At 64.6% G+C, this 18,153-nt stretch carries 18 protein-coding genes and 1 pseudogene; 10 read left to right on the top strand and 9 right to left on the bottom strand.

The annotated features are described in order from the left end of the window. Positions 1-74: 74 nt before the first annotated feature. Positions 75-1,030, top strand: a pseudogene (locus ACP2YO_RS47335) (DMT family transporter). A 77-nt stretch (positions 1,031-1,107) separates the two neighbouring features. On the opposite strand, the gene ACP2YO_RS47330 reads toward ACP2YO_RS47335, so the two are convergent. Then, on the bottom strand, positions 1,108-1,983 hold the full coding sequence (locus tag ACP2YO_RS47330; RefSeq protein WP_426437980.1) for a sulfurtransferase: 876 nt from the start codon (positions 1,981-1,983) through the stop codon (positions 1,108-1,110). 256 nt (positions 1,984-2,239) lie between these two features. On the opposite strand from ACP2YO_RS47330, the gene ispG reads away from it, so the two are divergent. After that, positions 2,240-3,529 (top strand): flavodoxin-dependent (E)-4-hydroxy-3-methylbut-2-enyl-diphosphate synthase, encoded by a 1,290-nt coding sequence (ispG, locus tag ACP2YO_RS47325; RefSeq protein WP_426437979.1) that lies wholly within the window; start codon positions 2,240-2,242, stop codon positions 3,527-3,529. A 16-nt stretch (positions 3,530-3,545) separates the two neighbouring features. Here the strand turns inward: ispG and ACP2YO_RS47320 are convergent, their stop codons facing one another. After that, positions 3,546-3,968, bottom strand: a complete 423-nt coding sequence (locus ACP2YO_RS47320) for a type II toxin-antitoxin system VapC family toxin (RefSeq protein ID WP_426437978.1) — start codon at positions 3,966-3,968, stop codon at positions 3,546-3,548. Next, positions 3,961-4,353, bottom strand: a complete 393-nt coding sequence (locus tag ACP2YO_RS47315; protein ID WP_426437977.1) for a DUF7662 domain-containing protein — start codon at positions 4,351-4,353, stop codon at positions 3,961-3,963. The genes ACP2YO_RS47320 and ACP2YO_RS47315 overlap by 8 nt, the downstream gene beginning before the upstream one ends. 143 nt (positions 4,354-4,496) lie before the next feature. Here ACP2YO_RS47315 and ACP2YO_RS47310 point away from each other — a divergent pair, with 143 nt between their 5' ends. Together ACP2YO_RS47310 and ACP2YO_RS47305 are read left to right on the top strand one after the other, a co-directional pair. Continuing rightward, the gene (locus tag ACP2YO_RS47310) at positions 4,497-5,390 is read left to right on the top strand and encodes a TauD/TfdA dioxygenase family protein (protein WP_426437976.1); all 894 of its coding nucleotides are present in this window, start codon (positions 4,497-4,499) and stop codon (positions 5,388-5,390) included. A gap of 71 nt (positions 5,391-5,461) precedes the next feature. After that, entirely contained in the window at positions 5,462-6,802 is a 1,341-nt protein-coding gene (locus ACP2YO_RS47305) for a Rieske 2Fe-2S domain-containing protein (RefSeq protein ID WP_426437975.1), read from the top strand. 140 nt (positions 6,803-6,942) lie between these two features. On the opposite strand, the gene ACP2YO_RS47300 is transcribed toward ACP2YO_RS47305, so the two are convergent. Together ACP2YO_RS47300 and ACP2YO_RS47295 are read right to left on the bottom strand one after the other, a co-directional pair. Continuing rightward, a complete protein-coding gene (locus tag ACP2YO_RS47300) occupies positions 6,943-8,550 on the bottom strand; it encodes a Na+/H+ antiporter (protein ID WP_426437974.1) in 1,608 nt (535 codons plus the stop codon). A gap of 124 nt (positions 8,551-8,674) precedes the next feature. Continuing rightward, positions 8,675-9,049 carry a nuclear transport factor 2 family protein gene (locus tag ACP2YO_RS47295; protein ID WP_426437973.1) on the bottom strand — a complete coding sequence of 125 codons (375 nt, stop codon included), beginning with the start codon at positions 9,047-9,049 and terminating at the stop codon, positions 8,675-8,677. Between the two features lie 100 nt (positions 9,050-9,149). Here ACP2YO_RS47295 and ACP2YO_RS47290 point away from each other — a divergent pair, with 100 nt between their 5' ends. After that, on the top strand, positions 9,150-9,584 hold the full coding sequence (locus ACP2YO_RS47290) for a GFA family protein (protein WP_426437972.1): 435 nt from the start codon (positions 9,150-9,152) through the stop codon (positions 9,582-9,584). Between the two features lie 24 nt (positions 9,585-9,608). Here the strand turns inward: ACP2YO_RS47290 and ACP2YO_RS47285 are convergent, their stop codons facing one another. Further along, on the bottom strand, positions 9,609-10,004 hold the full coding sequence (locus tag ACP2YO_RS47285) for a hypothetical protein (RefSeq protein WP_426437971.1): 396 nt from the start codon (positions 10,002-10,004) through the stop codon (positions 9,609-9,611). A 215-nt stretch (positions 10,005-10,219) separates the two neighbouring features. Here ACP2YO_RS47285 and ACP2YO_RS47280 point away from each other — a divergent pair, with 215 nt between their 5' ends. After that, positions 10,220-12,124 carry a caspase family protein gene (locus tag ACP2YO_RS47280; protein WP_426437970.1) on the top strand — a complete coding sequence of 635 codons (1,905 nt, stop codon included), beginning with the start codon at positions 10,220-10,222 and terminating at the stop codon, positions 12,122-12,124. Between the two features lie 78 nt (positions 12,125-12,202). On the opposite strand, the gene ACP2YO_RS47275 is transcribed toward ACP2YO_RS47280, so the two are convergent. Together ACP2YO_RS47275 and ACP2YO_RS47270 are read right to left on the bottom strand one after the other, a co-directional pair. Continuing rightward, positions 12,203-12,880, bottom strand: a complete 678-nt coding sequence (locus ACP2YO_RS47275) for a DUF1345 domain-containing protein (RefSeq protein WP_426437969.1) — start codon at positions 12,878-12,880, stop codon at positions 12,203-12,205. A gap of 20 nt (positions 12,881-12,900) precedes the next feature. Next, a complete protein-coding gene (locus ACP2YO_RS47270) occupies positions 12,901-13,821 on the bottom strand; it encodes a polyprenyl synthetase family protein (protein ID WP_426437968.1) in 921 nt (306 codons plus the stop codon). A gap of 184 nt (positions 13,822-14,005) precedes the next feature. Between ACP2YO_RS47270 and mtgA the strand changes: the two genes are divergently transcribed. The 3 genes from mtgA (at position 14,006) to ACP2YO_RS47255 (ending at position 15,795) form a co-directional block, all read left to right on the top strand. Continuing rightward, positions 14,006-14,677, top strand: coding sequence for a monofunctional biosynthetic peptidoglycan transglycosylase (gene mtgA / locus ACP2YO_RS47265; protein WP_426437967.1), 672 nt, complete (start codon positions 14,006-14,008; stop codon positions 14,675-14,677). Positions 14,678-14,836: 159 nt separating this feature from the next. Next, entirely contained in the window at positions 14,837-15,022 is a 186-nt protein-coding gene (gene rpmF, locus ACP2YO_RS47260; RefSeq protein WP_044536294.1) for a 50S ribosomal protein L32, read from the top strand. Positions 15,023-15,162: 140 nt separating this feature from the next. Beyond that, the gene (locus ACP2YO_RS47255) at positions 15,163-15,795 is read left to right on the top strand and encodes a hypothetical protein (RefSeq protein ID WP_426437966.1); all 633 of its coding nucleotides are present in this window, start codon (positions 15,163-15,165) and stop codon (positions 15,793-15,795) included. Positions 15,796-15,901: 106 nt separating this feature from the next. On the opposite strand, the gene ACP2YO_RS47250 is transcribed toward ACP2YO_RS47255, so the two are convergent. Further along, positions 15,902-16,204 (bottom strand): hypothetical protein, encoded by a 303-nt coding sequence (locus tag ACP2YO_RS47250; RefSeq protein WP_426437965.1) that lies wholly within the window; start codon positions 16,202-16,204, stop codon positions 15,902-15,904. A 217-nt stretch (positions 16,205-16,421) separates the two neighbouring features. On the opposite strand from ACP2YO_RS47250, the gene ACP2YO_RS47245 reads away from it, so the two are divergent. Continuing rightward, positions 16,422-18,113 carry a putative bifunctional diguanylate cyclase/phosphodiesterase gene (locus ACP2YO_RS47245; protein ID WP_426437964.1) on the top strand — a complete coding sequence of 564 codons (1,692 nt, stop codon included), beginning with the start codon at positions 16,422-16,424 and terminating at the stop codon, positions 18,111-18,113. The last annotated feature ends 40 nt before the right edge of the window (positions 18,114-18,153 follow it).

Genomic DNA, 18,153 nt, shown 5'->3' with positions numbered 1-18,153 from the left:
TGGATTGCTTCGCTCCGCTCGCAATGACGCGGTGAACCACAACAACACGGCGACCAAGCCGGCCGCGAGGAAACATGTCCACCCAAGCGATCTCCAGCAACGCCGTAACGCCCGTCAGCGTCGGACAAGGGCTGCCGCCCGGCGCCATCGCCTTGATGCTGATGCTGTGCGTGAGCTGGGGTTTCAACCAGCTCGCGGTGAAGCTCGCACTGCCCGATGTGCCGCCGATGCTGCAGGCGATGATCCGCTCCGCCGGCGCCTTGCCGGTGATGCTGATGTGGGTCACCTGCGTGGCGCAAAGTTCTTCGTGCGCGACGGCACCTTGCTGCCCGGTCTCGTCGCCGGGCTGATGTTCGGCTCCGAGTTCGTGCTGATCTTCTCGGGGCTGGTCCTGACCTCGGCGTCGCGCGCGTCGGTGTTCCTCTACACCGCGCCGTTCTTCGTAGCCCTCGGCTCGCACCAGTTCCTCGGCGAGCGATTGAGCAGGATGCAGTGGGGCGGGCTGGCGCTGAGTTTTGCCGGCGTCGCGCTCGCAATCGGCGTGCCGCAGCCGAATGTCGATGCCAGGGTGCTGCTCGGCGATCTCCTGGTGGTCGGCGGCGGCGCGCTGTGGGCCGCGACCACGTTGGTCGCCAAGGGCACCAATCTGCGCCGGGCTGCGCCTGAAAAGGCGCTCGGCTACCAGGTCGCGGTATCGATCCCGATCCTCGGCTTCGCCTCGTGGATCGCAGGCGAGCGCATCACGCATTGGCCGAGCGCGCTGTCGGTCTCGCTGCTGGCCTATCAGGCGATCTGGGTGGTCGGCTGCACCTTCGTGATCTGGTTTGCGATGGTGAAGGTCTATTCCGCGAGCAAGCTCTCGGCCTTCACCTTCATCACGCCGCTGTTCGGCGTGGCGGCCGCCTATTTCGTCATGCACGACACGCTGACCCCGGTGTTCGGCGTCGCCGCCCTGCTCGTGATCGCCGGGCTCTATCTCGTCAACAAGCCCGATCCGAAGGTAACGCCGGATCCGAACGTTCCGGCGTGAGGGCGAGGTGAGCAACGCCTGCCGCGGAGTATGGGTCCGGCCTTCGCCGGGACGACGTAAGGGGAGGGTCGTGCCCGCTAACCCGTCTCGATCGGCAGCAACATATCCTTGGCCCATTCGCCCATCGAGCCGTCGTAGAGCGTGAGGTCGCCGTAACCGAGCCGGTGCAGCTGGAACAGATCGATCGTCGCGGAGATGCCGCCGCCGCAATAGGCAACGACGCGCTTGTCTTTTGTGATGCCCTGCGCGGCGAAGGTTCGTTCAGCGTCCGCCAGCGCCACGAAGGTCTTGCTTTTGGGATCGATCAGGGCGGCCGCCGGCACGCTGACGCTGCCGGGGATGCGGCCGGGCCGGCCATAGCGGCTCGGCTCGAGGCCCTGGTAGAATTGGGGGCCGAGCGCGTTAACGATGACGGTGTTGCGATCGGCGGTTGCCGCGAGCACATCTTGCTTGCCGACGAACAGGCTGTCCTTCGGGCGCGCCGCGAACGTCGCGGGCGGATAGTGGCCGGCGAGCCCAGTCTCGATATCGCGGCCCTCGGCGGTCCATTTGTCGATGCCGCCGTCGAGCACCGCGGCGCCCTCAAAGCCCAACGAATGCAGCATCCACCAGAACCGCGTCGCCCACATAGCGGTGCCGATCGAATAGAGCACCACGCGGCTGGCAGGCGAGATGCCGTGACGGCTGAACGCGGCTTCGAGCTGCGCGACCGGGGGCATCATGAAGCGAAGTTCGGTCCGGGAATCGGAGAACTCAGCCTGCAGATCGAGGAAGTTCGCGCCGGGGATGTGCCCGGCCTCGAAGGTCTGGCGGCCGGAGACGACGACATAGGGTACGCCGCTGCCCGTGGGCGCCGGCTCCAGATAGGCCGTGCAGTCGAACAGGCGCAAATCCGGCCGGGTGAGGATATCGGCGAGTTCCGCCGTGGTGATCAGCTCGCTCGGTGTCGCCATGGGCCTCTCCCGACCGTGTTTGAACCAAGGCTAAGGTACTCCGGATTGCATGAAAAGCTGCGACTTTGCTCTTTGAATCACCCACTTTAGGTCCAATATAGCTGACCATGCAGGACGCCGCTGCATGGCTTGCTTTCGACCCCAATCGGCGTCATAAGCTGTTGAATTCACACCGGAACACGACCGCTCGGCCGCGCATTCGCGCCGCTTATCGCCCCCTTGGTGAATGTCACCAAAACCTGATATTCGAGAGGCCATGAACAAGCCCGAGATTTTGTCCGAGAGCGACGTCGCCGGTCCCGCGCCGCGGCACCACACCACGCAAGTCATGGTCGGCAACGTCGCCGTCGGCGGCGGCGCGCCGATCGTCGTGCAGTCGATGACCAACACCGACACCGCCGATATCGAGGGCACCATTGCCCAGGTCGCGGCGCTCAGCCGCGCCGGCTCCGAGTTGGTGCGCATCACCGTCGACCGCGAGGAAGCCGCAGCCGCGGTACCGCACATCCGCGACGGCTTGCGCAAGATGGGCCTCACCACGCCGCTGATCGGCGACTTCCATTACATCGGCCACAAGCTGCTCGCAGATTATCCGGCCTGCGCCGAGGCGCTGGACAAATACCGCATCAATCCCGGCAATGTCGGCTTCAAGAACAAGCGCGACACGCAGTTCGCCGACATCATCGAGATCGCCAACAAGAACGACAAGCCGGTCCGCATCGGCGCCAATTGGGGCTCGCTCGACCAGGAACTGTTGACCAAGCTGATGGACGAGAACACCGCGTCACCGAACCCGCGCGATGCCCGCGCCGTGACCCGCGAGGCCATGGTGCAGTCGGCGCTGCTGTCGGCCGCCCGTGCCCAAGAGCTCGGCATGCCCAAGAACAAGATGATCCTGTCGGCGAAGGTATCAGCCGTGCAGGACCTGATCGCGGTCTATCAGGAGCTGGCGCGCCGCTCGGATTACGCGATCCATCTCGGCCTCACCGAGGCCGGCATGGGCTCGAAGGGCATCGTCGCCTCCTCGGCGGCGCTGGGCATCCTGCTGCAGCAGGGCATCGGCGACACCATCCGTATCTCGCTGACGCCGGAGCCCGGCGGCGATCGCACGCTCGAAGTCCAGGTCGCGCAGGAATTGCTGCAGACCATGGGCTTCCGCACCTTCGTGCCGCTGGTTGCGGCCTGCCCGGGCTGCGGCCGCACCACCTCGACGACGTTCCAGGAGCTGGCGCGTTCGATCCAGGATTTCATCCGCGAGGAGATGCCGGCCTGGAAGACCAAATATCCGGGTGTCGAGGAGCTCAACGTTGCCGTGATGGGCTGCATCGTCAACGGCCCCGGCGAATCCAAGCACGCCAATATCGGCATCTCGCTGCCCGGCACCGGCGAAGCACCGGCAGCTCCCGTGTTCGTCGACGGCAAGAAGTTCCGCACCCTGCGCGGTCCCGGCATCGCCACTGATTTCAAGGCGCTGGTGATCGACTATATCGACCAGAAGTATGGCGCGGGCGCCAAGGTGCCGGAGACGGCGGGCGCCGCGGAGTAAGAACTTGCGATGGGCGTCAGCACGCGATGGTGCTGACCTGCCCGTCCTCTCCATATTTCAACATGAGGCGGTCACGGGTAATCAACGTTGCGCCGAACTCGCGTGCCGTCGCAAGGATGATACGATCCGCCGGGTCTCGCGGCGGCTCGCCCGGCAAGAACGACGACGCGATCAAGATATCTGGCGAGAGATCGGCGAGCTGCACTCCCTCAACCGTAAGCAGTCGCTGAAACCAGCGCTCCGGGCGCGTGGAAAGGCCCACGCGATTGCGCGCGACGAGCATGCCAATCTCCCAAGCTGTGATAGCCGAGACAAGGATGGTCCCATCCGTCCGATAGGCGGCCTCGATGGCCTCCGTCGCTTCAGCTGCAATCCGCTGGTCTTCAGCGATCCAGATCGCCGCGTGCGTATCGAGCAGGAGAGGGGTCTGCTTACTCATAAGCTTTGCCCCAGTCCGGGTCCGCTGGCTTCGTCAAATCAGTCCCTGGCGCAATTCGAACCGTTCCTTTTAGCGCTCCGAATAACGGGTGACGTCCGCTCTTCTTTACCCGCGGAGGGGAGGTCGTTGCAGACGAGTTCTGTTCCACGCGCCGAAACACCAATTTTCCAGCCTTGGTATCCACCTGTTCGGTGCGGAATCCCGCTGCAAGCCACACCTTGGTCATGACGTTGTTTGTCGGATTGTTGCTCCACCACGCCGGATATTGCGGAGAGTTTGGCGGCAGCTTGCCTCCGATGACGCGCTCAATTTCTCCGAAGGTCATCGGTATCTCCAGATTTCGCTGCGCCCGCAGGAATTCGCCCAATCGGCTGTATTTGCCCATAATACCGCTCCTTCTACGGACAAACATTACTGCAGCTTTAGTAGTGTGTCAATCGGTTGGAGTTTCGGTAAAGGCGCCGTTGCGCTCTCGATCCGGGTCGTTACCATGACCAACAATCAGAAATGAATATCGGGAGTACGCCCATGAGCTCACCGTCCGGCAAGCAGGGCCCGCGCTATCGCCATGCCGCGGACGAATCCGAACCCTACGAGACCATCGGCGTCGAAAAACTGACCCCGATGATCGGCGCAGAGATATCCGGCGTCGATATCGCAAAACTGGTCTCCGACGATGCGCGCTCCAACCGCCAGATGGACGAGATCCATCGCGCGCTGGCCGAAAACCTCGTCATCTTCTTCCGCGACCAGCACATCAGCTCCGACCAGCATCTCGCCTTTGGCCGCAAGTTCGGTGAGTTGCATGTGCATCCGGCGGCGCCGAACGAGGGCGATCCGGCGCTGATGAAGATCTATGCCGACAAGGATTCCCCGCGCGCCAATGGCGAAGGCTGGCACACCGACGTGTCCTGCGACCTCGAGCCGCCGATGGGCTCGATCCTCTACATCAAGCAGTGCCCGCCGCGCGGCGGCGACACGCTGTTCGCCAACATGTACGCCGCCTATGAGGCGCTGTCGGACCGCATGAAGGCCTATCTCGACGGGCTCACCGCGCTGCACGACGGCGAACAGACCTATCGCGGGCTCTATGCCAACTTCGGCGTCGCCGACAAACGAGAATATCCCCGCGCGGAACATCCGATCGTGCGCACGCATCCGGTGACGGGCAAGAAGGCGCTCTACGTCAACCGCGGCTTCACGCGCTTCATCATTGGCGTGCCGCGCGACGAGAGCGACGCGATGCTGGCCTATCTCTACCAGCACGCCGAGAATCCGCTGTTCCAGTGCCGCTTCCGCTGGACCGAGAATGCGATCGCATTCTGGGACAACCGCTGCGCCCAGCACCGCGCGATGTGGGACTACTGGCCGCATACCCGCTCCGGCACGCGCGTGACGGTGAAGGGGGAGCGGCCGGTGTGAGGAATCTGCGTAGGATGGGTGGAGCGAAGCGATACCCATCGGACTGAAACAAGAAAATCGGGAGGTCGTCCATGCTTCGCGCCGAAGACAATAAATTCCTCACTGAATCGGGTTCGGGAACGGGAATGGGCGACTTGCTGCGCCGGTTCTGGATTCCGGTGCTGCTGTCGGAAGAACTGCCCGAACCGGACAGCGATCCGAAGAAGATCACAGTCCTCGGCGAGGAATTGCTGGCCTTCCGCGACACCCGCGGCGTGGTCGGCGTCATCGATCAATACTGCCCGCATCGCGGCGCCAATCTGTGGCTCGGCCGCAATGAGGAATGCGGCGTCCGCTGCGTCTATCACGGCTGGAAGTTCGACACCGACGGCCGCTGCGTCGACATGCCGACGTCGTACCCGGACCTCAACGCCAAGGACCTGATCCGCATCAAGTCCTATCCGGTGCGCGAATGGGGCGAGATGATCTGGGCCTATATGGGCCCGGCCGAGGCGATGCCGGAACTGCCGGCGCTGGAGATGGCGCTGTTGCCGGCCTCGCACCGCTTCGTCACCAAGAAGTGGCAGGACTGCAACTGGGTGCAGGCGGTGGAAGGCTCGATCGACACCGCGCATTTCACCTTCGCGCACCTCTCCTTCGAGAAGGAGGAGAACGAGATCCTCGACATCAAGCGGCATTTCGTCAATCCGCTGACGCGGGTCGCGACCGATCACATGCGCTGGATCGCCGAGGATCCGCGCCCGGTGATCAAGATCAATCCGCACGAGGCCGGCCTCACCGTCGCGGGCGGGCGGCTGACCGGATCCGACAATATCTACTGGCGCATTGCCCAGTTCCTGATGCCGTTCCATAGCTACGCGCCGAGCTCGATGCCGGGCGAGAACATGTTCGGCCAGACCTTCGTGCCGGTCACCGACTCCGGTTGCTGGATTTACACCTATGCGTGGAATCCGGACCGTCCGCTGACCGAGGCCGAGCGCGACGGCTACGCCAATGGCAACGGTGTGATGGCGGTGGTTGACGAGAACTACGTGCCGCTGCGCAACCGGGCGAACGACTATCTGATCGACCGCAAGCTGCAGCGGACCAAGAGCTACACCGGCATCAAGGGCGTGTCCGAACAGGACGCCGCGGTGCAGGACAGCCAGGGCCCGATCGCCGACCGCACCCGCGAGCATCTCGGCCCGACCGATCTCGGCATCATGCATTTCCGCAAGCTGGTGATGGAGGCCGCCCGCGCGCTGCAAAAGGGCGAAGCGCCGCCGCACGTCAAGCACCAGGACCGCTACACCGTGCGCTCCGGCGCCTGCGTGACCAGCAAAGCGAAGGATTTGACCGCGGTCATGATCGAACGGTTCGGCGATGCCGCGGGATTTGTCGGCGGTCCCGGACAGAACGCCGCGGCGGAGTAATCACCGCCGTCGTCCCTGCGAAAGCAGGCACCCATAACCACCGGGGAATTGCTGGAATTCGCTGTGGCCCCAACCTTCGCCAAACTTGCTGCGGTGGTTATGGGTCCCGGGTCGCGCTTCGCTTGCCCGGGACGACGGGACTACAGCGGAGTCGTCCGATACTCTCGATTGCTCAGGCTCGCTTCCTCCAGATCGAGGTCGCGCTCGATCCGGCGCCGCGTTTCGTCGGTGATCTTGCCGTCGCGCAGCAGCGCATGGATGAACTTGCGTTCGGAGGCAATGAGCTCGCGGGTCAGCTCGGTGCCGGCTGCCGAGGCGTCGTGCTTGTCGGGATCGAGCGAGTCGGGCAACTGGTTGGAGCGGATCTCGTGCCGCGAGCGCAACAGCTTGATCACCTCGTCGGACAGTTCGCGGTCGTCGGTGATGGCGTCGAGCGATTTCAGCGCGGCATCCAGCGCTTCGCGCCGCGCTGTGATTTCCTGTTCATGCTCGGCGACGTACTCGCTGCGCCCGTCCTTGGCGATGCCGAGCCAGCGCACCACCGGCGGCAGACCGAGGCCGAGCCCGACCAGCGTCACGAAGATCACGCCGAAGGCGACGAACAGGATCAGGTCGCGATAGGGAAAGGGATCGCCGCTCGGCAGCGTGAGGGGCAAAGCGAGCGCCGCGGCGAGCGAGACCGCGCCGCGGACGCCGGTGAAGGCCACCACGAATACCGCGCGCCAGGACGGCAGCGGGTCGCGGTCGCGCAGATGCCTGAAGATCCAGCGCGGCAGATAGGTGCCGGGGAACACCCAGAGGAAGCGCGCAACGATCACGATCGCGGCGACCAGCGCAGTGGCGGCGAGGATGTCGTGCAGCGGGAACGCCTTCGATTTCTCGAACAGCGAGCGCATCTGGAAGCCGGTCAGCAGGAACAACAGGCCCTCGATCAGGAAGATGACCAAGTCCCAGAAGAAGATGCCCTGCAGGCGGGTCGCGGCCGAGATCAGCAGCGGGCCGTTCCAGCTCATATAGAGCCCGCAGGCCACCGTTGCGATCACGCCGCTGCCACCGAAATGCTCGGGGATCCAGTAGGCGAGATAAGGGGTGATCAGCGACAGCGTGATCTCGACCTGGGGATCGCGGGCGCGACGGCGTGCGCGCAGGCTGAGCCAGCCGACGGCCGTGCCGAACGCGATCTCGCTGGCAACGATGACAAAAAAGGTGCCGGTCGCCTTCGGCAACGAAAACAGCCCGGTCGAGATCGCCACCACCGCAAAGCGGTAGAGGATCAGCGCAGTCGCGTCATTGGCGAGGCCTTCGCCCTCGAGCACCACCAGGATGCGGCGCGGCATCCCGAGCTTGCGCGCGATCGCAAGCGGCGCGACCACATCGGGCGGGGCGACGATGGCGCCAAGCAGGAAGCCGACGTTCCAGGGCAGGCCGATCAGATAGTGGGTCGCGGCTGCAACCATGAAGGCGGTGAAGATCACACAGCCGACCGACAGCAGGATGATCGGCCGCAGGTTGGCCTTGAATTCGCGCCAGCTCATCGCGACGCTCGCCGAATAGATCAGCGGCGGCAGCACGACCAACAGCACGAGCTCCGGCGGCAGTTCCAGCGATGGCACGCCCGGCACGAAGGCAAGCACGATGCCGACGAGCAGCAGCAGGATCGCTGGCGCAATACCGGTCCGGCGTGCCACCAAGGCGGTTCCCGCCAGCACGCCGAGCAGGATGAGAAAGATCTGAAACGTAGCTTCCATGATGGGGCTCAATTCGCCCGGAAAGCAGCGCCAGTCAATGCGGTCCGGCCATCGCCGGCCCGCCCGATCATGTCACAAAGCCGTCGGCCGGAAGTCCCGGAAGCGGCGGCCCAGGCACCGTCGATCAATCGCGCAGGTCGTAGCGATAGGATTTCGAGACGATCTGCCAGCCGTCCGCGAGCTTCATTGCCACCAGATAGTCGGTGAAATAGCGCGGCGGCAGCTGGCAGCGCACCTTGATGAAGGCGGTCTGGTCGTCGGAGCGGTCGATGGTGACGATGAAGTCCTCGCGCGGTTTGCCTTCCGCCTTCCCCGACGGCCGCTTGCGGACCCAAGTGAGCCAGTCAGGCATGGTGAGGACCTTCAATTCGCCTTTCTCCACCCAGCGCAGATCGGCACTCGGATGGAAGGCCGCGGCCAGCTTGTCCGCGTCGCCCTCGAAAAGGCCGTCAAAATAGGTTTGCACGACGTTTTCGACGCTGGATCGATCATGGCTCATCGGTTGGTCCTCCCGGCAGGATTTCGCTCTGATAGGATTTAGCCATGAACCGCCTGACAGCGCCATGCCCAGTGCGAAAAATCCGCGTGAGGGGTGAGCCGTGATTGCATCGACAAATCCGAACCCACGCATTCTTGCCGGCGAATGCTTGTGCCGTGCCGTGCGTTACGAGGTCGCCGACGCATTTGTCTATGCGCTCAATTGCCACTGCTCGAATTGCCGTCGCACCACCGGCGCGGCGTTCAAGCCGTTCGCGGGAATCGCACGGGAGAAATTTACCGTCGTCGACGGCGCGGACGGCCTGATGATCTACGGTGACGCTGCGGCCCACGACGCGCATTGTGCGCGATGCGGGTCATTGCTTTATTCCCTCGTGCGCGACGGTGCCTACGTCCATGTCACGATGGGAACGTTGCGCGATGCGCCGGCGATCCGGCCGACTGCGCATATCTTCGTCGGCTCCAAGGCGCCGTGGTACGCGATCTCGGACAACCTGCCGCAGTACCAGGAGCACGTCACGCGCGGCGAGGAATAAATCCGCGCCTGGTCAGTTAATGGTCTAAGGCTGGTCGGCCTGCGCCGTGCCGGTGGCGCTGGGCCCAAGGGAGAACGCCAGCACGACATCGTCTGCCCGCTGCTTGAATTCCTTTCCGACCGCGGTCCGCGCCGCCTCGGCGAGTTCGCGCAGCGGCTTATCCTCCAGCAGCACCGGGAACGTGACCGTCACCGATGTGAGCCGCCCGTTGTGCCAGTTGAAGCCGACCGCAGGCTTGACCCCGGCGGTCGGCTCCAGATCGGCTTCCACCGCCTTGGCATGTTTGAAGCCGTCGAACACGGCATCGACCATGTCGCAGCCGGCGACGCATCCGGCGAGGAGGGCGAGAGTTGCGACCTTTCGGGCCGCGCCGATCGTCGCGGATCGGGTAAATGGAACCTTCTTGTTCGAGCCTCGCATCGCGTCCTCCGTGCCCTGCTGCTGCCGGATCGTGCACGAAATGGCGGCCCGGCAAAATCCGAACCGACCGTCGGTTTTGCCGACTAACAGTCAGGACGGCACGATCCACACCGGCGTGGATCGTGAGGTGCCTCACAAAGGCCGGCAGTTGCTTCTGGTAGTCGGATCGGTGTGTTAGAAATGCCAATTCCTGGAAAAGTCCTGGAAGTGTCACCATGAATAGGCCCGGGTTCTTGAAATTGCATCGATTGGCTCTCGCTGTCGCTGCCTTTCTGCTGCTCGTGTGCCAGCCGGCTTTCGCCGAGAAGCGCGTGGCGCTGGTGCTCGGGAATTCCGCCTACAGGAACACCGCGCCGCTGGCGAACCCGGTCAACGATGCCACGGTCATCGCCGCGACGCTGAAGAATGCGGGCTTCGATTTTGTCGACTTCCGCCGCGATCTGCCGGCCGTTGAAACCCGCCGCGCGCCGCGCGAGTTCGCCGACCGCGTTCGTGATGCCGATATCGCCGTGGTCTATTACGCCGGCCATGGCATCGAGGTGGACGGCGCCAATTACCTGATCCCGGTCGATGCCAAGCTGGACCGCGACACCGACATCTACGACGAGGGGCTTTCGCTCGACCGCATCCTGGTTGCGATCGAGCCGGTCAAGAGATTGCGGCTGGTGATCCTCGATGCCTGCCGCGACAACCCGTTTGCCAAGAGCATGAAGCGGACGCTGGCAACGCGGGCGATCGGGCAGGGGCTCGCCAAGGTCGAGCCGACCAGTCCGAATGTCCTGATCGCCTATTCAGCGAAGGCGGGCTCGACCGCAGCCGATGGCGACGGCAAGAACAGCCCCTTCACCATCGCCCTGTCGAAGTATCTGCCGACGCCGGGTCTCGATGTCCGCCGTGCATTCGGTTATGTCCGCGACGAGGTGCTGAAGACCACCAACAACCGGCAGGAGCCGTTCGTCTATGGCTCGCTCGGCGGCGAAGACGTTCCCCTGGTTCCGGCGTCCGCCAAGCCTGCGCCGCCACCGGTTGCCGCCGCACCGGTCGCGCCGGCGTCCACTCCGCAATCCGAAGCCCGTCGCGACTACGAACTCGCGCTGCAGATCGGTAACAAGAGCGCGATGAACGCCTTCCTCGCGCAATATCCCAGCGGCTACTATGCGAACCTCGCCAAGCTGCAGATCGAGAAGTTCTCGACAGAGGACGCTCGCGTCGCCGCCACCGAGAAGGCACGGCTTGCCGAACAGGAGCGCGCGCGGCTGGTCGCCGCGGGGGCGCAGACGACGCAGCAAGCGAAGGCCGAGGCCGAGGCGAAGGCTGCCGAGGAGGCTCGCCTTGCCGCCGAACAGGCCAAGCAGATCGCCCAGGATCAGGCCGCCGCCGCCGAGCAGAAGCGGCTGGCCGCGGAAGCCGCGCTCGCGGACCGCGCCACCGCGGCCAAGACTGCCGCCGATCAGGCCGCGGCCAATCCGCCTGCGGCTGCGCCGGCAGTGGCTGCCACGCCTGCTGACAAGACCACGACAGTGGCTGCGCTGACCACCGGATCGCCACAGGTCGACGTCACCAAATCGGTGCAGACCGAGTTGCGCCGCGTCGGCTGTCTGACCGGTAACGCCGATGGCGAGTGGAACGCGGCTTCGCAGCGCTCGCTGACGCTGTTCAACCGCTACGCCGGCACCAGGCTCGATGCCAAGACCGCGAGCCTCGACACGCTCAATGCCGTCAAGCTGAAGCAGTCCCGGGTGTGCCCGCTGGCCTGCGAGCATGGCTACAAGGCCGACGGCGATCGTTGCACCAGGATCGTTTGCGCCGAGGGCTCGTTCCTCAACGACGACAATGAATGCGAGAAGCGGCGCGAGAAGAAGCCGGTGGCCAAGCGTGATACCGACGAACGTCCGTCACGGCGCGAACGCGAACGCGCCTACCGTCCGCAGCGCGAGCCGTCGGTGCCGTCTGCGTCAATTCCGCGCCCGCAGGCGAGCGCGAGGTCCGAGGACGGTGGCCGCGGCCAGACCGTTTGCGATAATACCGGCTGCAAGCCGCTCTTGCGCGGCTGTCATATCGAATACCACGGCGGCGGGGGCCTCCAACCCGGCGTCGGCAATGTGCAGGTGTGCAATTGAAGCGGTCATTCCGGCGCAACATGAGGATTTCAGTCGGCACGTCGCTACGGGCCGATGGCTTGCGCTCTGCGGTGAAGGCTAAATCGCGCTCGCCGCGATATTTACCATCAACGCCAGCAGGGCCGTGTTGAACACGAACGAGATGATGCCGTGCACGGTCGCGGTGCGACGGATGATCCTGTCGGTGATGCCGACATCGGAGACCTGCGCGGTCATGCCGATCACGAACGAGAAATACACGAAGTCCCAATAATCGGCGGCGACATGCTCCTCGCCGCTCGGGAACTGCAGGCCGCCGGGCGTCTTGCCGCGATAGAATTCGTGGGCGTAATGCAGCGCGAAGGCAGTATGGACCACCGTCCATGACAACGCGATCGTGGCGACCGCCAGCACTCCGGTTGAGCCGTTCTTGGATGCGCCAAGCTCGAACACGATGGCCGCGAGGCTCGCCAGCGCACCGATAGCGGTCAGCAGCAGGATCAGAAAACGGCCGTCGTCCTGCATCGCCGCGTTGCGCTTGATGTAGGCGACACCACAGCGGAACATCATCACATAAACCAGCACAAGATACAGCACGGCGAACGCATCCCAACCGGCGAGAAGACGCGTCACCAGCCGCCGCGAATCCGGCAGCAACAGGCAGACGGCGATGCCGAAGGCAAACGCCACGAACGTGCGCGGCCAGCCCAGCACCACGCGGACCGGCATCGGCTGCTTGCGGAAACGAACAAGGTGTTCGTCGAACTCCTTGCTCATTTCAGCACCGCACGTCAGCGCTAGTTCTTGCGCTCGGCCACGAAGCGCGCGGCCGCGCGCAGCACGTCGCCCCTCGCTCCGAACAGCGACAGCGCGGCATCGGCACGCGCCAGCAGATCGCGCACGCGCTGCTTCGCGCCCTCGATGCCGAGCTGGGTGACGAATGTCGTCTTGCCCAGCGCTGCGTCCGCTCCGGCCGGCTTGCCGAGCGCGGCCGAGTCGCCCTCGACGTCGAGCAGGTCGTCAGCGATCTGGAAGGCTTCGCCGAGTGCTCTGCCGTAATCGTCGAGCGCCTGATATTCTTTCTGCGAGGACTGGCCAAGGATCGCGCCGGCGATGCAGCCGAAGCGCAACAAAGCACCGGTCTTCATCTGCTGCAGCCGGGCGACGTCGACCGGCTCACGATCGCCGAAGCGGCCTTCGCCGGCGAGGTCGAGGATCTGGCCGCCGGCCATGCCGCCAATGCCTGACGCCCGCGCCAGCGCGCGGGTCAAGAGCAGGCGGACAGTGGCGTCCTTGTGGATCGCGTCGCGGGTGATGATGTCGAACGCGATCGTCAGCAGCGCGTCGCCGGCGAGGATCGCGGTGGCGTCGTCATAGGCCTTGTGCAGGGTCGGGCGGCCGCGGCGCAGGTCGGAATTGTCCATAGCCGGCAGATCGTCATGGATCAGCGAATAGCAGTGGATGCATTCGAGCGCCGCACCCGCCATCAGCGCCGCCTCGCGGGGCACGCCGAATACCGCCGCGCTCTCGACCACCAGGAATGGCCGCAGCCGCTTTCCGCCGCCGAGGCTGGAATAGCGCATCGCCTCGATCAGCCGCTTCGGGCGCACGATCTCGTCTGTTACGGTCGCATCAGACAGCAGATTTGCAAGCAGGGCCTCGGTATCTTCCGCGGTCTGGTCGAGCCGCTTGGAAAATTCTGCACTACCGGTCGTCATTAAGAATTGCTCCAGATCGATTTTCGGCCGGACAATCGTTGATGGCATCGGCTTCGTCAATTCCACCCTGCGACGGATCGCGCCTTAAAAGTGCTGGAAAAACCGTGAATTATCATACAGACGTCAGCTGGGCGCCGGCCGTTTTCTGGCGGGCGGGACCGCGTTCGAGCCGGAAACCTCCGTTTTGCGCATCGTCCGAATTTTATTGCTGATTTTGCTGGCCCTGCTGCTCCTGCCGTATCTAGTGGCGCCGTTCTACCGCACCGGCCACCCGGTCTCGGCCTTGATGGCGTGGCGGACCCTGACCGGCGCCCCGGTGACGCGAAATTGGGTCGATTTCAGCGCGATTTCGCCCTATCTGCCGCGCTCGGTGGTCGGCTCGGAGGACGTTCATTTCTGCAAGCACCGTGGCGTCGATTGGGGGGCGCTGCGCGAGGTGATGAACGACGCCGAGGATGGCGAGGTGGCGCGTGGCGGCTCGACCATTACACAGCAGGTCGCCAAGAATCTGTTCCTGTGGTCCGGCCGCAGCGTGATCCGCAAGGGTTTGGAACTGCCGCTCGCGCTCTGGATCGATTTCGTGCTGCCCAAACAGCGGATCCTGGAAATCTACCTCAACATCGCCGAGATGGGCCCGTCCGGGCAGTTCGGCGCCGAAGCTGGTGCCCAATACGCCTTCGGCCGTTCGGCCGCGGCGCTATCGCCGAGGGAGGCGGCGCTGTTGGCGGCGATCCTGCCCAATCCGGTCAAACGGAGTGCCCGGAACCCGGGCCCTGGGGTTCGCCGGCTGTCCGGGACCTATATGGCCCGGGGCAACGCCGTCGAGCGCTGCTGGCGCGAAAATCGCGGCTCTTGAGGGCGATTTCGGGCGCTTTTTGCAGTCCCCGACCCTAGCATTACCCGGTCCCTTCCTCTATAAGCGCGGCCTTACCGGCATCGCAGCTTGCGCGCTCCAAGCGCTGAGCCCGTCCCCATTTTGGACGATGCCTCCGCAACACCCCTAGAGGACACCGTCATGGCCGTTCCCAGAAGAAAAACCTCGCCGTCGCGCCGTGGCATGCGCCGTTCGGCCGATGCGCTCAAGACCCCGACCTATGTCGAGGACAAGGACTCCGGCGAACTGCGCCGCCCGCACCACCTCGACCTGAAGACCGGCATGTACAAGGGCCGCCAGGTCCTGAAGGCCAAGAAAGAGTCCTGATCAAACGGTCGGCTCGCGCGCCGCAATCTTGCGGCGTGGCGCCTGAATTCGGCCAACGAGCGCGGTCAAGACGCGCTCGTCCGCGGCGATGCCGGTGCATCGCCGCCTTGCTCGGTTCTCCCTGATTAAGGCCTGCCCCGATGGTCGGTTTTCCGCTGCTCCTGATTCCGCTCGCGGTCTACAACATCATCGTCTTCCTGATGCCCGGCCTGTCCTTCACGGACCCGCTGATCAAGTTAACTTTGATGTCGGGCGAGGTCTGGCCGGTCACGCTGGGCGATATGCTGCTTGCAGCCGGTGTGCTGCTGCTGCTGCTCGAGGTCATCAAGGGCGCGCGGCCGGGCGCCAAATACCTCACCGATCATCTGCTGTCGCTGATCGTGTTCGGCGCGGCGGCGGCTGAATTTGTGCTTTGGCCGAAATTCGGCAACTCGACCTATTGCCTGCTGACGCTGCTTGCGCTGGTCGATTTCATCTCCGGAATTGCGCTGCGCACGCGCCGCCGCGCGCTGGCGGTGCCGGTCGCGCACGCACACAAGTTCGAGCCGGTGGTGGCCGACACGCCGCAAGCCAATCCTGCGCCCGTGGCCGCCCCTGCTCCTGTGCCCGCCCAGTCACCAGCGGCCGCACCAGTCCCGGCCTCACCGGTTCCACCGGCGGCTTCTGTAGCGGAATCCGTACTGCTCGATCAGGCCGCACCAAAGCCTGCGGTCGCCTCTCCCGATCTGCAGCCGGGTGGCCACGCGCCGTCGGATCCAGCGCCGCACTCCTAGAGCATTTCGGTTCTGATTGAATCAGAACCGAAGCTCTAGATTCTTGTTTGACGCGTTTTCTTCACGCGAACCGGCGTCCACTTCGCTCGAAAACGCTCTGGAATTCCTAGATGATCTGCCTGGTCCGCCGCGCCACGCTGCGGCGCTCGCTGACATGCGGGCCGTAGGCGCTCTGCGCATCGGCCGCTGATCCCCGTCGCAGGCTGCGCGTCTGCGGTTCGTGCTCGGCGGTCGCAATCAGCTGGGTGACGAAGGACGGATCGGCATGAGCCAGCGGGACCTTGGGCGCCCAATGCGTTGTCGTGGCGAGCGGCACCAGCGCGGTGCACGGGGCTCCGTGATCGCTGATCGCTCCGCGATCGCTGGTGACCTCGCCGTCCAGAACGTCTGATTGATCGATATCGGACATGGCGAACAGGACCTGGCTGAACTGTTACGTTTTGGGACGCTAGTCCCCTGTAACGTTCCCATCGCAAGGCTTATGCCGAGCGCGCCTGATCCGTTCCCGGCCATCGCCAAATGTGGTTTCCAGATTATTTATCAACTTCACCTAGCGTCCGATTCACCGGAACCACTATCTTCGAGTGTAGGCTCACCGGGTGGTGTCCCAAATCGAGGCAAGCTTGATGCCCTCTGTCCCGCCAGCTGCCAGCATCCTCGCCGCGCTCGGCCAGGCAACGTTCGCCTGGGATCTTGCGACCGATGCGATCGCCTGGAGCGACAATGTCGCGGCGGTATTTCCCGACATTCCAGTACAACGGTTTTCGAGCGGCGCCGAGCTCGCCAAGCTGATCGAGCCGTCACGCGCGGTACGATCAGAGGTGCTCGGCGAAGGTGCGCCGGCGCGGAGCGGCGAGGCCGTCCCTTACCGGATCGAATACGGCGTTCGTGCCACCAGCGCGGCCCCCATCCTCTGGATCGAGGAGACCGGCTGCTGGTTCGCCGGCGCGGACGGCAAGCCGGCCCGGGTGCAGGGCGTCGTTCGCGTCAACAACGAGCGTCATGCCCGCGACGAGCAACTGCTGATATTGTCGCGGCACGACCCGCTCACCAACGAACTCAACCGCACCCATCTGATCGCCTCGCTCGCCGAGACGATCGAGGAGTGCGCGCGCTTTCGCTCGTCCTGCGCCTTCATGCTGATCGGTATCGATCATCTGGCGCGGGTCAACGAGGCTTTCGGATTCGATGTCGCCGACGCCGTCATCGCCGAGGTCGCGAAGCGGATTCGCGCGCGGCTGCGCAGCGGCGACATGCTCGGCCGCTTCTCCGGCAACAAGTTCGGTCTGATCCTGCGCAATTGCACCGTCGACGACACCAATGTCGCGGCCGAGCGCTTCCTCGCCGCGGTGCGCGACGAGGTGGTGCCGACCCGATCCGGTCCGGTGTCGGTAACCGTCTCGATCGGCGCCGTCACCATCCCGCGATACGCGAGGTCCGCGGAGGAAGCGATCAACCGCGCTCAGGAGACGCTGGACGCCGCCAAGAGCCGCCGCGCCGGATCGTTCGCGCTGTGGAAACCGAATGTCGAGCGCGACGCCCAGCGCCGCGTCAACATCCGCGTCACCGACGAGATCGTCACCGCGCTGAACGAGCGGCGGATCGTGGTCGGGTTCGAACCCGTCGTCGACGCGCGCTCGCGGCAACCGGCGTTCTACGAATGCCTGGTCCGCATGGAACAGGACGATGGCCGGGCGCTGCTTGCGCCCGACATCGTGCCGGTCGCCGAGCGGCTTGGCCTGATCCGGATGGTCGATCACCGCGTGCTCGAGCTTGCCGTCGCGGAACTTGCGGTCGCGCCGGACATACAGCTCAGCCTCAACATCTCGCCGGATACCACGATGGATCCGGACTGGTGGACCACGATCGAATCGCTGATGCGCGCGCATCCCGGCGTCGGCGAGCGGCTGATCGTCGAGATCACCGAGACGGTCGCGATCCAGGACATCGACGACGTCCGCGGCTTCGTCACGCGGTTGAAGAATTTCGGCAGCCGGATCGCGATCGACGATTTCGGCGCTGGCTACACCTCGTTCCGCAATCTGCGCAAGCTCGGCGTGGACATCGTGAAGATCGACGGCGCCTTCGTGCAGAATATCGCGCGCTCGGCGGATGATCGTGCCTTTGTGCAGACGCTGATAGATCTTGCGCGGCGCCTCGAGATCAAGACGGTCGCCGAATGGGTGCAGGACGAAGAGGCGGCTGCGATGCTGCGCGAATGGGGCTGCGACTTCATCCAGGGCCGCCTGATCGGGCTTGCATCACCGGACCGGCCGTGGAGCCCGTCGGCGGAGAAAGTGCTGCCGGCAGCGGGTTGAATCGCAATCGCTGGCCAAGCTAATTGTGTCGTCCCGGTGA

This window comes from Bradyrhizobium genosp. P (assembly GCF_049949265.1).
Classification (GTDB): Bacteria; Pseudomonadota; Alphaproteobacteria; order Rhizobiales; family Xanthobacteraceae; genus Bradyrhizobium.
The sequence above is the reverse complement of the archived record's forward strand: the minus strand, read 5'-3'. Positions and strand labels throughout refer to the sequence as shown.